Source organism: Bacillus sp. SD075, from assembly GCF_017355165.1.
Taxonomy (GTDB): domain Bacteria; phylum Bacillota; class Bacilli; order Bacillales; family DSM-1321; genus Peribacillus.
The window spans coordinates 89335-103950 of sequence record NZ_JADILK010000010.1; the positions used below are offsets into that span (position 1 = coordinate 89335).

A 14616-nucleotide genomic window follows, 5' to 3' on the forward strand; every position below is an offset into this window, starting at 1 on the left:
CATCCAATACGCGTTAAAATAACTCTGACGAACTCTCTTCTAAGGGGGTTCCAGGAATATATATTTGACAATAAATAAAAACAATAAAAAGCCACGTTTTGTATAAATCGTGGCTTTTTATAATTATTTTTCTTTTTTATAAAAGCGTTCACCCGTATCAGGATTAAAATACACCCTTGCTTTTTCTCCAGTCACAGGGTCTATATTTATTTCTTCTGTCGGTTGAAATCCATCAGGAACTTTTACACCGTGATTACGATGAAGACGTTTATCATAGATAAAGTATCCAAGTAAAATGCATAAGATAACTATAATGATTTCTAATATATAGTACCCTATGATGAATTTCACTATATTGCCTCCACAATGACGGCAGTTCCATATGCAACAATTTCACTCATGTTTTTACCGATTTCCCCAGAATCAAATCTCATCATTACAATGGCGTTTGCCCCCATTTGATTGGCATTTTTAATCATACGGTCCATAGCTTCCTTTCTTGAATCTTCAAGCATGGCTGTATATTGCTTGATTTCTCCGCCTACTAGGGATTTTAACCCTGCCATGATATCGCCGCCAAGCCCTCTGCTTCTTACAATCAGACCAAAGGCAGGTCCTTTTACTTCTACAACTTTGTAACCTTCAATTTTTTCTGTGGTAACTACCAACACATTAATCGCCTCCATCTTATGCAGTAAATGAATGTTCCCTTATCATAACGCAGCACTGCAATTCCTTTTTCAAATAAACCTTCAGCGAGGTCTGTCTTTAAATGGGTAGCTATTTCAAATTTTTTCATCCATATTACTTTGGACCAGGGCCGTGAACCAATCCATCCATTTCATTAGGGATGGTCAATATTCCATTAAGAAGTTTTTCCATCAGTCATTGTGTTACCTTCATTGAATAATAACAACTCATGATTCCCCTTTTATCAAGTGCAAAAATAATACCATTCCCTTAAATTTTAACATAATTTAAGCTTTATATTTCTTAATACTATAGGAAGTTCACTTATTTAATACGTTGCACATTTCGAGTAAACATAAAATAGAAAAGAAATGGGATGAAATTATTTTCTGCTGATTTGAATGTTATTGGCATCCAAGGTGAAAACATATCCGTAACATTCATGTTACCCACTAAATGTCCAGCTGACTGTTGGGGCAGCATTGAGTTGAATGAACTTGCCATCATCACTGTCTTGGAATTATTAGCTTCCGCCTGTCAGGAATCTCTATGACGAAAACCTTGTTATATGTCTGCCTGAGGAGGGTGACACCATGTTAGATTCCTCTATGAACGACTCAGGTAAAATGATTCCTCCTAATGAAAAAGCCTTGGTATCTATATGCTTTTTTTAGAATAGATCCTACCGGGATTGAACACAACCACAGCATTCTATTGTTCCCTTCGCCCATCTAGTAATTCTGCAGGTTCTAGCTGTTTCTCCCGATACATTGAAGGGAGGTTATCTGAAGGCGTATGCCGCGGTATGTGGCATGTTTGTTTAGGTTCTTGATGAGGGAACCTAGGTTTATCGGTGTTAATCGTAAAAAACAAAATTCGACAAGGATTTCATGGCTGGTGTAAGATGAATGAAAAAGCCAGAAATGGGGTGAATGCTTTGGTTGATTTATTGCCATCGCTGTTTGAAAAAGTGGGGATCATCGTAATTGCTGCATTCCTGCTTTCATATATGAAACCCTTTCGGCAAATGATAGGCCATGAACATGAAATGTCAAAGAAAATCATGTTTATCGCCCTTTTTGGGACGTTCGGCATCATTAGTAACTATACAGGTATCGAAATCGGGGCTCATGTCATGCCGAAGGGGGATTGGCATGCTGAGATTGCTCCCGAAAATGCGATAGCCAATACACGGATCATGGGTGTGGCTATCGGCGGTCTGCTGGGGGGACCATTTGTTGGGTTGGGAGTAGGTTTGATTGCGGGTCTTCATCGTTACTTTCTTGGGGGTTTTACGGCGGGTGCTTGTGCAACCGCCGCGATTTTGGCAGGGGTCTTATCCGGTTTTTTGGGGAAAAGGCGCCGAAAGCATGGGGTGATCACGCCTTGGTTTGCCATGCCCATTTGCATGGCATTGGAAGCGATCCAAATGGGCATCATCCTGATAACGGCCAAACCATTTGAAAGAGCGTGGGAGCTCGTACAAGTAATCGGACTTCCCATGATCATCATCAACGGTTTCGGGACTTTACTGTTTATGCTCATCATTCAGTCGATCACGAGGGACGAAGCACGGACGCGGGCCGTGCAAACTAATCTTGCGTTCCTGATTGCGGATCAGACCTTGCCCTTTTTCCGGCAAGGCCTGAATCAAAATTCATGCAAGAGAATCGCCGAAATCATCTTGGGGCTGACTGAAGCCGACGCCGTGGCGATTACCAATGAACATAGCGTACTAGCCCATGTGGGTGCTGCGTCAGATCACCATGTCCCTAAGGTGAGAATAGCGACAGGCTTAACGAAAAAGGCCCTTGAACAAGGGGAAATCATCGTAGCCAAAACAAAAAAGGATATCCATTGTTTTCATGATCAATGCCCATTGCAAGCGGCCGTAGTCCTGCCGCTGCAGGTCCAACAGAAAACGGTCGGGACTTTGAAGATGTATTTCAAGCATCCGGATAAATTAAGCCAAGTGGAACAAGAGTTAGCGGAAGGATTGGCGAAACTATTTTCCACCCAATTGGAACTCGCAAAAGCGGAAATGCAAACGAAATTATTGAAAGATGCTGAAATTAAGGCTTTACAGGCACAGGTCCATCCTCATTTTTTATTCAATGCAATCAATACGATATCTGTTTTATGCCGGACGGATGTCGAGAAGGCAAGAAATTTATTGCAGGAGCTCAGTGCTTTCTTTCGCTCAAATTTACAAGGGGCCAGACAAATATTGGTGCCGCTAGAAAAGGAATTGGAGCATGTTAACGCTTATTTATCATTGGAGCAGGCCCGTTTTCCTGATAAATATCATATCGTCTACCGCATTGAGCCAAGGCTTAAAGAAGTTCTCATCCCTCCATTCACGTTGCAGCCACTTGTTGAGAATGCGGTACACCATGCATTTCCACATGTGAAAAGCAAAGACGAAATCATCATTCACGCGTACTTTAAGGACGATACCATGCGCCTTGTTGTGGCAGATAACGGAAAAGGGATTTCAAGCGGGAGAATAGATGAATTGGGTAAGCATGCCGTAGAATCGATTAAAGGTACAGGAACGGCCCTTCATAATATCAGTGAACGGCTGGAGGGGATCTATAAAGGCCATGCCAGCCTTTCGATAGAAAGTGAAACGGGGCACGGAACACAGGTGAAGATATCAATACCACTCAACGAAAAAGGAGCATATGTCAACGATGTTGAAAGCATTTATCGTAGAGGATGAACCACTGGCAAGAGATGAATTGAAATATCTGCTGAAGAGAAGCAGGCAAGTTGAAGTCGTGGGTGAGGCCGAGCGGATAGAAGATGCCATGAGGGATATCTCCCGTCTTAAGCCTGAGCTTGTCTTTTTGGACATTGAGCTTGCCGGTGGCAATGGTTTACATTTGGCTAAGCAATTGGCTGAACTTGACCCGGCACCATCGCTCATTTTTGCGACCGCGTATGATGAGTTTGCCCTCCAGGCCTTCGAGTTATATGCATTCGATTATTTATTAAAGCCATTTAATGAAAAAAGGATTCGTCAAACATTGGATAAGCTCATGAAGCTGCGTCAAATTAAGGAAGACGAATCGAGGACAGCACCCCCCGCCAGCCGAACGGCGGCGGAACAGACAGGTAAATTGCCTGTAGTGATAGATGATCGGATCGTTCTGATTGATCGGGAAACTATTTTATTCATCGGTCTCATGGAAGGAAAGACGATCATTAAAACCGAAGAAAATGAATATAAAACCGGTGACCCTCTCATCGTGCTTGAAAGGAAGCTCGATAAGCGCTCATTTTTACGGGTGCATCGCGGTTTTATCGTGAATGTCATCCATATATCCGAAATACAGCCTTGGTTCAACTCGACTTATAATCTCATTATGAGTGACGGATCTAACATTCCGGTAAGCCGCACTTATGTGAAGGAGCTAAAGCAGCTTATTGGTTTTTAAAGATTTTCATAATTCTGCATTTTATCTTCTTCATAATGCAGTCCATCCCCCGATATCCGCATTATAACTTGAAAACCCATTGAAGCCGCTTTCATTGTGATATCATTTTTTTACGATGTAAGAAATAGAGGGGGTTTCAAATATGAATGCGATTACAATTGTCATAGGCTCCATTTGTATATTAATGATTGCCTACCGTTTATACGGGACATTCATAGCACTCAAAGTATTAAAACTCGATGATTCCAAGCCGACACCTGCCCATAAATTAGAAGATGGAAAAGATTATGTTCCAACCAATAAATGGGTGGCATTCGGCCACCATTTTGCAGCCATTGCAGCGGCTGGCCCATTGGTGGGCCCGATCCTTGCTGCACAATTCGGCTATTTGCCTAGTTTATTATGGCTTTTGATCGGGGCTGTAATCGGGGGAGCCGTCCATGATGCCGTCGTTCTTTTCGCGTCGATGCGTAAAGACGGCAAATCCCTTTCGGAAGTTGCGAAAGAAGAACTAGGACCTGTAGCTGGCTTCTGTACAGGACTTGCTATGCTTTTTATCATTACGATCACGATGGCGGGACTTTCAATGGTCGTCCTGCATGCTTTGGAAAATAATCCATGGGGGACGTTTGCTGTCGGTATCACCATCCCCATCGCCATGGGTGTAGGGCTTTACCATAAAAAAACCGGCAACCTGAAAGGGGCGACCATCGTCGGGTTCACGCTCATCATGGCCGCCATATTACTTGGCCCGAACATTCAAGGAACGGCACTTGGTGAATTATTGACACTTGAAGCGAGCACACTTGCCATCATTTTGCCGATCTATGCTTTTTTCGCTGCCGCATTGCCTGTTTGGCTGCTGCTGGCACCTCGTGATTACTTGAGTACTTTTATGAAAATCGGTGTATTTGCCGCATTGATCATCGGCGTTTTCGTGGTGAATCCAGAAATCCAGTTTCCCGCGTTTACCGAATTCATTAATGGCGGTGGCCCGATTGTAGCCGGTCCTGTTTGGCCATTCATTTCAATAACCATCGCCTGTGGGGCCATATCAGGATTCCATGCATTTGTCGGTTCGGGCACAACGCCAAAAATGTTAAACCGTTGGAGTGATATCAAATCCGTCGGTTTCGGGGCGATGCTTGTCGAATGTGTCGTTGCCATCATGGCGTTGATTGCTGCGGTTTCGCTGCAGCCAGGAGATTATTTTGCGATTAACTCTTCACCTGAAGTGTTTCAAACCTTAGGTATGGAAACCGTACACCTTAAAGAACTTAGTGAAGAAATCGGCATTAATCTGGAGGGACGGACAGGCGGGGCCGTTACACTTGCTGTCGGCATGACCTATATTTTTACCGAAATCCCCTTCTTTGACAAACTGGCTTCGTTTTTCTTCCAATTCGTCATCATGTTCGAGGCGGTGTTCATATTAACTGCAATCGATTCGGGGACACGTGTTGCCCGTTACTTAATCCAGGACTTCTTCGGGGAGTTCTATAAACCATTAAAAAGGGTCGACTGGCTGCCAGGTAACATCTTCGCCAGCGCGTTAGCCTGCTTTATCTGGGGATATCTACTGTACTCTGGGGACATTGGCTCGATCTGGGCACTCTTTGGCGTATCCAACCAACTCATGGCTTCGATTGGACTCATCATCGGTGCGACCGTCGTATTGAAAATCGCAGACAAACGTTGGTATATCTGGACATGCCTTGTACCCCTTGCCTACTTATATGTAACGGTTAATGTAGCAGGGTACTGGATGGTGAAAAATGTATACCTGAATCCGGACTCTGCAGGATTCAGCATCTTGAACGGAATATTATCGATCACCATGTTATGCCTAGGTTTGGTCATTCTCATTTCGGCCTTGAAAAAATGGCGGGAGCTTTGGAAAATTCCGCAAGCGGAACTACTGAAAAGATCAGCATAAGCATAAAAAGATCCGGGCGGTAGCTGCCCGGATCTTTGTTCGTTGCGAATGTTAGAAAATGCCCTGAATTCTTAATCCCTTAAAATTAGACATAAAAACCTGAAAAAGGAAAGTATCAATACCCCCAACTTTGTTAATGATAGCAAATGAGGAGGTGTGATAAGATGGCAAAAGATGTTCTATGTGAAGTGAATAATTGTAAATATTGGGATTCTGGAAACAAATGCAGTGCAGATGCTATTTATGTTGTAAGTCATAAAGGGAATCAAGCATCAAATAGCAAAGAAACGGATTGCAAAACATTTGATCCAGAAATTTAAATCATCGGGGGGTAACCATCAAACTGGTTACCCTTCTTTCATATTTATTATTGATAATAAAAATCATTTTCATTCAAGAATATAGAAATTTATTATATTTTTCTTCATGAAAAGGAAATTTAAGCGAAATAATCGTGATTGATCGATAAAATCGAAAGTTTGCGCGATCTTCGTGTATTCACGCTTATTCGTGAATTTAGCAGTTTTACTCGTGAATTCATGCTTCATACCTTTAAACTTCATTTCTTCAATTTTGAAATGGTGAGCCCATCACCGATTGGAATAAGCAGAGATTCCAATTGAGGATGATTGGCTACCGTTTCATTGAATGCCTTCATAAATGCAGTATAATGTTTAGGTTTAACATCCTGATCTGCGACACTGCCTTCCGCAAGTACGTTATCCATGACGATTAAAGCACCCGGTTCTGCCAGTTTAATACAATATTGCAGATAATTTTCATAATTGTCCTTGTCAGCATCTATAAAGAAAAAATCAAATTTCTTGTTATCATGAACGAGTTTTTCAAGGCTTAGCAGAGCTGCACCGGTCATATATGATACTTGATCGCCAAAGCCAGCTTTGGATAGATTGCCAAATGCTAACTTTGCGTACTCTTCCTTTAATTCAAGGGAGGTTAATGTTCCTTCGCTGCCGAATCCCCTGGCAAGGCAAATCCCGCTATAGCCTCCAAGAGCGCCTATTTCCAAAACATGTTTAGCTCCTGAAATGGATATCAGCATGGTAAGCAGTTTTCCAGATGAGGGAGATACTGATATGGACGGCATTCCGTTTTCCTGGATGGATGTAATGACTTCTTCCAAAAGGGCATCTGGGTTATAAAACACTGAATCGATATAGTTGTTAATTTGTTTCATTCATATCCATTCCTTTCTCATCATTATTGGAAGTTTCCTTCTTATCGGCTGTTTCATTTTCTTGTATTTCAAATAATTGAATGAATTCGTTGATTAACATATCAATGGCTTTTAATTCACCGACTAAAATTTGATTAATGGATTGAAATTCTGGTTTATCTAGCTGTTCCTTAATGGTTGAACGTTTAAGATTCATCATCTCTAAAAAAGCAATTGCCCTTCCGCGGCGAAACGTTTTTGGGCCACGATGGTGTGAACCATGGTCTTTTCCTTTGAAATGCTCACCATGATGTCCATCTTTTTTGAATTTTTCCTTTCTCATGTTAAAACCTCTTTCCTTGTATACGTTTGTATACAATTTTCACTTTAAGTTAAATGTATACGTAAGTATACAAAATGTCAAATGATAATCGGATAGAAAAATCAAAATTTAGAGAAGTAAAAAAGTACTTACATCAAAAGAATTTTTTTTGTTATAGTAACAAATAGACCGGTTGGTATGGAGGGGGTGTGCTACGGAAATGGATACAAAATCGTTGATAATCGAAAATGCAACGATTCTTTTTCAACAAAAAGGATATAAAGGTGTTGGACTAAGCGAAATCTTAAAAGTATGTAAAGTTACGAAAGGTTCGTTTTATCACCATTTTCCTAATGGAAAAGAGGAATTGTTAATTGCTTGCCTTCATTCTTTGAATGAAGTAATTACGATGGATATCGTGGATATTTTTAAACGATATCCCACAACGTCAGAAGCGACAAATTCGATGATTGATAAGCTAATCGTCAATTTAGAAAGTGGAGGGACGATTACGGGTTACACTTTTAGCAGCATGGTAAGCGAAATGGCCACATTAAGCGATCCTGTACGAACGGCTTGCGCCGAACTATATGCGAAAATTCAGGGGATTTATTTTAAAAAGCTAATAGAGGATGGATATTCAAAAGAGTTAGCTTCCAATATTGCATTGATGATGACGGCCTCCATCGAAGGGGCCATGATGCTTTGTTTAGCTGAAAAATCGGCAAAGCCGCTAAAAGTAATTTCGCAATTGTTACCCAATATATTGAAGGAGTTTTAACAAGTGGATAATAAGAATATTAAAACAGGACCGATAATGGCTGCTCTTTTGATAGCAGGCTTTGTCGGGCTATTTAGTGAGACAGCATTAAACATTGCCTTAGCTGAATTGAGCCACATTTTTGGCGTGGATGCGACGACAATACAGTGGCTTGCAACGGGCTACTTTTTAACGCTTGGTATTTTAGTGCCAGTAACAGGGATTTTAATGCAAAAATTCACGACACGCCAAATGTTCATGGCGTCTTTATTTTTTTCGATCATCGGAACGGTCATCGCTGCAGTAGCGCCGGTTTTTATCGTGTTATTGACGGCCCGTGTCATTCAGGCAGCTGGACTGGCGATCATTTTACCGTTGACGCAAAATGTCATTTTCACGATATTCCCACCGAATAAACGAGGCGGGGCAATGGGAGTGATGGGCTTAGTCATCTTGGCGGGTCCCGCATTCGGTCCTACATTAGCGGGGATGATTTTAGATACGTTATCATGGCCTTGGATATTCTGGTTTACGATTCCATTCTTGTTATTCTCGCTTATCTTTGGTTATCTCTATATTCCGAATGTCAATGAAACTCGACAAGTATCAATCGATATCTTGTCCGTTCTGTTATCGACGATTGGCTTTGGTGGAGTTGTATACGGTGTAAGTGTAGGCGGTGATCATGGTTGGACGGATATGACGGTAATTGGCACGATCATCGTTGGTTTGATCTCCCTCATTCTCTTTGCAATCCGTCAAACGAAGATGGAAAACCCAATGTTGAATTTAAAAGCATTCAAATACCCACTATTTGTACTGGGCCTTGCGATGAACATGATTACGTTCCTTAACATGTTATCGATGCTGGTTGTGTTACCAATGTTTATGCAGATGGCGTTATTGGTATCCGCGTTCGCTACTGGGCTGATCATGCTCCCAGGCAGTCTATTAAACTGTGTTTTTGCCCCAATAATCGGCAAGCTATTTGATAAATTTGGACCTCGTTCCGTGATTACACCAGGAACGATTCTAGTTGTCATTGGCTACGGGCTTTATGCAATGTATGGAACAGATACAGCACTATGGATCATGGTGGTTACCCATATCGTGATGATGCTTGGGATTGGCATGGTACTTGCTTCAGTACAAACGAATACATTGAATGCATTGCCAAAACAATTCTATCCGGATGGCATTGCGATTACGCAAACATCTCAACAAGTATCAGGGGCAATTGGGATAGCGGTCATGGTTTCGTTATTCTCCGGAAACCAAGATGGCTACTTGACTGATGTGGCAAATGATTTACCGGCAGCTGCTGCCTCAGGCTCGTCACTTGTATTTAAAATTAGTTTGATTTTCGCCATCCTGAATGTGGTGCTTTCAATATTCATGAAAAAACCGAAATAATATTTACAAATTCGATATTCAAAATAAAACAGATCACCATTCCAACTGGTGATCTGTTTTTATTTTGAACTTTACTAAATAGATCTAAAAGCTGATGTTTTTCGTCTCGTTCAAGTTGGCAAACTTTGATGCCTGATTTTATGTTCCCTGATGGCTACTAATAAATGTTGCAAAAAATTTAAAACTAATAGGAGATGTTTAGATGTATGAGTTATTTATTTTATCCATATTGATGTAAGGTAAGTCAAAAAAAACGAAAGGGCGTATCTGGAAAGCATCAGAAGTAATCGGAAATCCAAAAATATGCTTACTTCCATTCACTTATTTTTGGATTTTTTACATTCAAGTATATCCTGCCATACATGGCATTTTTAAATTGCCAATCATAACCATTCCTTTCCTCTTCAATGAGAAAGTAAATAAAATCCCTGAATTTCCTTCTTTATGTTTATCATCTTTCATTTCTCTCCATACTCTTAAAGGCGGCTCACCCTAAGATTAGGCTGTTTTCGCATACTTTGTTGCTATTTACTAAGTGGTGCGGTGTGGTTGATTCCCCTCCAGATGCTCGCTTTCCGCGGGGCGGGCGGTGAGCCCCCTGCCCCCCGCCCCCCTTTTATCGCTTGGTCTGATGACCTCTTTGCGCCTTCAGACTAAAACCATAAGTCCCGTATCATGCCCCTCATTGCCCATAATATCTTTAATATCCTCTTCTAAAGATAGCCTGTATTGAAAATTGATGACATGCGGTATTGTGCACAAATGTTTAAAGAGTATATTATTGTGCAGTAACTATGACAACATTCGGACTTAGAAACGCTACATTTTTAATAAGAAGTGAGATATCGTAGAAGCAGGGAGAGGGATTGAGAATGTTTTTAGACGAAAGAAGCGCCAATTTACTAAAACTATTACAGCATTCGCCCATTTCAAAAATGAAAGAACTTGAAGCCCAAACAGGCCTGACGAGAAGGCAAGTTCAATATGGTCTGAGCAAAGTGAATGACTGGCTCCAATTTCATGGATATCAACCGATTCAATACAATCGTGAATTGGGCTACTCCTTTTCTGAAACAATCAGGGATGAAGAATTGAATGTAAAACTGACAAAACGCAATTATATATTTTCAGAGACAGACAGGGAAAAAGTTTTTTACCTCATGATCCTGTTAAGCCAAGAAGAATTGTCCGTCTATCATTTCCAGACGATCACCGGGCTTTCACGAAATACGGTGTTGAAGGATTTAAAAAGGCTTAAAGAGAAAAACAGGGACATATCGCTCAAGATCCAGTATTCCAAACAAGATGGCTACGTGGTGATTGGGGAAAGCCGAGTAAAGAGATATATCATTGAACGTCTCGTGCATGATGTACTGAACAGTCCCAATAGTGAATTGATCATGGAGTGCATATGGGGAAATCATGAAAAGCAACTCAGCTCGATCCGGTTACAGCTTGAAAGGATCGAATGTAAATTAGGCATCACCTTTACGGATGAACGGCTTCATGAACTGAGCTATTTATTCCTATGTGCAGATCAGCTCATAGGAAAAGGGGAAGAGTTGCAGGCCGACCATAGCTGGGCTCCGTTTGTTGCGACGGAAGAATACAAAATGGTTGAGGAAATGACAAGAACGAATGCCTTTCAATCAGTATGGAGCGAAACGGAAAACTTATACGCAGCCTTACATTTACTGAGCATGAATCGAACGAAGGACATTTCCCCTCTTAAGGATGATGAAGTCATTCAACACCTTTTGCAGGAAATCGTGGAGGAGTTCGAGAGGCTGGCATTTGTTCACCTGAAAGACAAAGAACAGCTATGCCAACAATTATACGTTCATTTTAAACCGGCATATCATCGCCTGCGTTATGGTCTCCCACAAATGAACCCGATGACGGGAAGGGTGCAGAAGGTCTATCCTGAACTGCACCATTTGACAAAAAAGTCCCTATGGGTGTTGGAGAAAGAGATTGGCTGTCCAGTATCAGAAGAGGAAGTGGCATACTTCACGATCTATTTTGGCGGATGGCTGCGTAGGCAAGGGACCACATTGGATGATCGAAAACGGGCGATTGTCGTTTGCCCGAATGGCATAGGAATCAGCAATATCCTCATTTATACATTGAGGGAATTATTTCCTGATATTTTGTTCCTGGATGTTCTGTCAGTAAGGAATGCGGCGGAATACCCACTGTCGTACGATCTTGTTTTTTCAACGGTGCATATGAGAACAAAAGCGGCATTATTTGTTGTACCGCCTATTTTGGAAATGCAGGACAAACATACATTGCGACAGCAGGTCATGCAGGAATTGTATGGATATACCACGGAAAGTGTGGATATGGCAGCTTTATTAAAAATCATTTCCAAGTATGCAACCATCCATGAAAAGGATCAGCTTGAAAAGGCTTTGAAGTCGAATGTGTATACCCATACGTCAAAAATAACCCAATTTTCTTTAAAGGAGGCAGAGAAGCCTGTGTTAGAAGAACTGCTCAATATGCAAACGATTCAATTACAGCCGCATGTTTCCGATTGGAAAGAAGCCATTCAAGTCGCGGCCAAGCCTCTCGTGGATTTAGGAACCGTCGAGGAGCGATATGTGGATGCCATGATCGAGGCGATAGAAACGAATGGCCCATATGTAGTGATAACGCCTGGTGTGGCTATTCCCCATGCACGTCCGGAGCAGGGAGTCAGGTCTTTATCCATGAGTTTGTTGAAATTGGATGAAGCCGTGGACTTTGCGCTGGATAAACCGGTTCGCCTGATTATCATTTTGGCGGCCGTAGATAACGATTCACATCTGCGGGCATTGATCCAGCTCACTCAATTATTGAATGAACCAGCCAATATAGAAGAAATCTTACGCACTTCAGATAAAGCTGTCCTTATGGAGTACGTTCATAAATATTCGAAGGAGGAAGCGGAATGAAAATCATGGTAGTATGCGGGAACGGATTGGGAAGCAGCTTCATCATGGAGATGAATGTGAAGAAAGCATTGACGGAAATGGGGAAGACGGCCGAGGTGGATCATACGGATCTGGCATCCGCAAAAACGGTTCAGGCGGATATTTTCCTGGGAGCGGCGGATATTGTCGGTCAGCTGGATGATGGAACCCGGACGATCGTCACCTTGGAGAACATGATGAGCATCCCTGAAATCAAATCTAAATTGGAAATGCATGTAGGATAAAAAAAGGAGAGATAGATATGAAGAAAATCATGGTAGTATGCGGAAACGGATTGGGAAGCAGCTTCATCATGGAGATGAACGTGAAGAAAGCGTTGACGGAAATGGGGAAGACGGCCGAGGTGGATCATACGGATCTGACATCCGCAAAAACGGTTCAGGCGGATATTTTCCTGGGAGCGGCGGATATTGTCGGTCAGCTGGATGATGGAACCCGGACGATCATCACGCTGGAAAACATGATGAGCATTCCTGAAATCACATCGAAATTAGCTTCACATCTATAAGAAGAAAACATAAAGAAGAGGGGGAGAGGCAATGCTGGAACTTATCATGAATGACATCTTGGGTACACCTTCCATACTTGTGGGGCTGTTTGCCCTCATTGGACTGCTGTTACAGCGGAAATCCAGTGCGGATGTTGTATCTGGAACGCTAAAAACCGTCATGGGCTTCATTATCATTGGAGCGGGAGCGGCAGTGCTCATTGGCGCCCTTGATATATTCAGTAAAATGTTCGATCATGCATTCAATGTACAAGGCGTCATACCGAATAACGAAGCCATTGTCGCAGCCGCCCAAAGTGATTTTGGGACTTCGACTGCACTTATCATGGTTTTTGGTATGGTTGTCAATGTTTTGCTAGCTCGTTTCACGCCATTTAAATATATATTCTTAACGGGACACCATACCTTATTCATGGCTTGTTTACTTGCTGTCACCCTATCGGTCGGCGGGCTCAACGGATTTCCGCTTATCTTGGTCGGTTCCATTCTATTAGGAGTTTGCATGGTGTTGTTCCCAGCCCTCCTTCAGCCATACGTACGGAAGATTACCGGAAGCGACGATTTTGCCATCGGCCATTTCGGGACAATCGGATATTTTGTATCCGCGACTGTTGGAAAATGGTTTGGAAATAAGGAAAAAACGACAGAACAAATCAAGGTTCCTAAATCTTTAGGATTCCTGAGGGACACATCAGTCGCTGTATCGCTTACGATGACGATGTTCTTCGTGATCGTCGCATTGTTTGCCGGACAGAACTATATTGAAACGGAATTATCCGGCGGTTCGAACTTCATCGTATTCTCTTTCATCCAAGCGATAACATTTGCTGCAGGAGTCTACATCATCCTTGCAGGGGTTCGGATGTTAATTGCTGAAATCGTCCCTGCATTCAAAGGGATTGCCGATAAGGTGGCGCCGAATACAAAACCTGCATTGGATTGTCCTACCATCTTTCCATTCGCTCCAAATGCAGTGATCATTGGATTCCTATTCAGTTTCTTGGCTGGACTATTATCCATGTTCCTCCTACCGGTACTTGGATTGAAAGTAATCGTTCCAGGGCTTGTACCGCATTTCTTCACCGGAGCTGCAGCAGGTGTATTTGGAAATGCCACAGGAGGCAGACGCGGAGCGATGCTTGGATCTTTTGCCAACGGGCTCATCATTAGTTTCCTGCCGGCGATACTGCTGGTCTTCTTGGGGGATGTAGGGTTTGAAGGTACAACATTTGGTGATTCGGACTTCGGTGTGGTCGGTCTCTTCATCCTAAGCGTCATGAAACTTTTAGGATTATCCTAAACTGTTATACTGTTAAGGTAGATGTACAAAAATAAATGAATGAATGAAACCAACAGCCTAAGATCTTATAGATAGTGGGCTGTTGGCATTTT

The 14616-nt window shown here is 42.2% G+C and carries 15 protein-coding genes; 11 read left to right on the forward strand and 4 right to left on the reverse strand.

The annotated features are described in order from the left end of the window. Nucleotides 1-123: 123 nt before the first annotated feature. Together IOC57_RS10080 and IOC57_RS10085 are read right to left on the reverse strand one after the other, a co-directional pair. Nucleotides 124-351 carry a hypothetical protein gene (locus IOC57_RS10080; RefSeq protein WP_207438605.1) on the reverse strand — a complete coding sequence of 76 codons (228 nt, stop codon included), beginning with the start codon at nt 349-351 and terminating at the stop codon, nt 124-126. Beyond that, the gene (locus IOC57_RS10085) at nt 351-671 is read right to left on the reverse strand and encodes a YbjQ family protein (protein WP_207438606.1); all 321 of its coding nucleotides are present in this window, start codon (nt 669-671) and stop codon (nt 351-353) included. The genes IOC57_RS10080 and IOC57_RS10085 overlap by 1 nt, the downstream gene beginning before the upstream one ends. A gap of 395 nt (nt 672-1066) precedes the next feature. Between IOC57_RS10085 and IOC57_RS10090 the strand changes: the two genes are divergently transcribed. From IOC57_RS10090 to IOC57_RS10110, 5 genes are all read left to right on the forward strand, one after another. Next, nucleotides 1067-1243 carry a hypothetical protein gene (locus tag IOC57_RS10090; RefSeq protein ID WP_207438607.1) on the forward strand — a complete coding sequence of 59 codons (177 nt, stop codon included), beginning with the start codon at nt 1067-1069 and terminating at the stop codon, nt 1241-1243. Nucleotides 1244-1594: 351 nt separating this feature from the next. Next, nucleotides 1595-3412: a sensor histidine kinase gene (locus IOC57_RS10095; RefSeq protein ID WP_286184698.1), complete on the forward strand. Its 1818-nt coding sequence runs from the start codon at nt 1595-1597 to the stop codon at nt 3410-3412. Continuing rightward, entirely contained in the window at nt 3384-4130 is a 747-nt protein-coding gene (locus tag IOC57_RS10100; RefSeq protein ID WP_207438608.1) for a LytR/AlgR family response regulator transcription factor, read from the forward strand. The genes IOC57_RS10095 and IOC57_RS10100 overlap by 29 nt, the downstream gene beginning before the upstream one ends. A 142-nt stretch (nt 4131-4272) precedes the next feature. After that, nucleotides 4273-6066: a carbon starvation protein CstA gene (cstA, locus tag IOC57_RS10105; RefSeq protein WP_207438609.1), complete on the forward strand. Its 1794-nt coding sequence runs from the start codon at nt 4273-4275 to the stop codon at nt 6064-6066. Nucleotides 6067-6230: 164 nt separating this feature from the next. Further along, the gene (locus IOC57_RS10110; RefSeq protein ID WP_065310844.1) at nt 6231-6386 is read left to right on the forward strand and encodes a DUF1540 domain-containing protein; all 156 of its coding nucleotides are present in this window, start codon (nt 6231-6233) and stop codon (nt 6384-6386) included. A 239-nt stretch (nt 6387-6625) separates the two neighbouring features. On the opposite strand, the gene IOC57_RS10115 is transcribed toward IOC57_RS10110, so the two are convergent. Both IOC57_RS10115 and IOC57_RS10120 read right to left on the reverse strand, forming a co-directional pair. Beyond that, a complete protein-coding gene (locus IOC57_RS10115; protein ID WP_207438610.1) occupies nt 6626-7264 on the reverse strand; it encodes an O-methyltransferase in 639 nt (212 codons plus the stop codon). Next, nucleotides 7251-7586: a hypothetical protein gene (locus IOC57_RS10120; protein ID WP_207438611.1), complete on the reverse strand. Its 336-nt coding sequence runs from the start codon at nt 7584-7586 to the stop codon at nt 7251-7253. The genes IOC57_RS10115 and IOC57_RS10120 overlap by 14 nt, the downstream gene beginning before the upstream one ends. Nucleotides 7587-7785: 199 nt before the next feature. Here IOC57_RS10120 and IOC57_RS10125 point away from each other — a divergent pair, with 199 nt between their 5' ends. From IOC57_RS10125 to IOC57_RS10150, 6 genes are all read left to right on the forward strand, one after another. Beyond that, complete coding sequence (locus tag IOC57_RS10125) at nt 7786-8346, forward strand: TetR/AcrR family transcriptional regulator (protein ID WP_207438612.1); 561 nt, start codon at nt 7786-7788, stop codon at nt 8344-8346. Between the two features lie 3 nt (nt 8347-8349). Further along, the gene (locus IOC57_RS10130; protein ID WP_396020797.1) at nt 8350-9738 is read left to right on the forward strand and encodes a DHA2 family efflux MFS transporter permease subunit; all 1389 of its coding nucleotides are present in this window, start codon (nt 8350-8352) and stop codon (nt 9736-9738) included. 872 nt (nt 9739-10610) lie between these two features. Next, a complete protein-coding gene (locus IOC57_RS10135) occupies nt 10611-12677 on the forward strand; it encodes a BglG family transcription antiterminator (RefSeq protein WP_207438613.1) in 2067 nt (688 codons plus the stop codon). After that, complete coding sequence (locus tag IOC57_RS10140) at nt 12674-12940, forward strand: PTS sugar transporter subunit IIB (protein ID WP_048883162.1); 267 nt, start codon at nt 12674-12676, stop codon at nt 12938-12940. The genes IOC57_RS10135 and IOC57_RS10140 overlap by 4 nt, the downstream gene beginning before the upstream one ends. Before the next feature lie 17 nt (nt 12941-12957). Continuing rightward, entirely contained in the window at nt 12958-13224 is a 267-nt protein-coding gene (locus IOC57_RS10145; RefSeq protein WP_207438614.1) for a PTS sugar transporter subunit IIB, read from the forward strand. 31 nt (nt 13225-13255) lie between these two features. Beyond that, a complete protein-coding gene (locus IOC57_RS10150; RefSeq protein ID WP_207438615.1) occupies nt 13256-14524 on the forward strand; it encodes a PTS ascorbate transporter subunit IIC in 1269 nt (422 codons plus the stop codon). Nucleotides 14525-14616: the final 92 nt, after the last annotated feature.

Bases quoted from the DNA above. Each gene is read 5' to 3' on its own strand.
- IOC57_RS10090 (WP_207438607.1), top strand. From the start codon at position 1,067: ATGAAATTATTTTCTGCTGATTTGAATGTTATTGGCATCCAAGGTGAA.
- IOC57_RS10095 (WP_286184698.1), top strand. From the start codon at position 1,595: ATGAATGAAAAAGCCAGAAATGGGGTGAATGCTTTGGTTGATTTATTG.
- IOC57_RS10100 (WP_207438608.1), top strand. From the start codon at position 3,384: ATGTTGAAAGCATTTATCGTAGAGGATGAACCACTGGCAAGAGATGAA.
- cstA (WP_207438609.1), top strand. From the start codon at position 4,273: ATGAATGCGATTACAATTGTCATAGGCTCCATTTGTATATTAATGATT.
- IOC57_RS10110 (WP_065310844.1), top strand. From the start codon at position 6,231: ATGGCAAAAGATGTTCTATGTGAAGTGAATAATTGTAAATATTGGGAT.
- IOC57_RS10115 (WP_207438610.1), bottom strand. From the start codon at position 7,264: ATGAAACAAATTAACAACTATATCGATTCAGTGTTTTATAACCCAGAT.
- IOC57_RS10120 (WP_207438611.1), bottom strand. From the start codon at position 7,586: ATGAGAAAGGAAAAATTCAAAAAAGATGGACATCATGGTGAGCATTTC.
- IOC57_RS10125 (WP_207438612.1), top strand. From the start codon at position 7,786: ATGGATACAAAATCGTTGATAATCGAAAATGCAACGATTCTTTTTCAA.
- IOC57_RS10135 (WP_207438613.1), top strand. From the start codon at position 10,611: ATGTTTTTAGACGAAAGAAGCGCCAATTTACTAAAACTATTACAGCAT.
- IOC57_RS10140 (WP_048883162.1), top strand. From the start codon at position 12,674: ATGAAAATCATGGTAGTATGCGGGAACGGATTGGGAAGCAGCTTCATC.
- IOC57_RS10145 (WP_207438614.1), top strand. From the start codon at position 12,958: ATGAAGAAAATCATGGTAGTATGCGGAAACGGATTGGGAAGCAGCTTC.
- IOC57_RS10150 (WP_207438615.1), top strand. From the start codon at position 13,256: ATGCTGGAACTTATCATGAATGACATCTTGGGTACACCTTCCATACTT.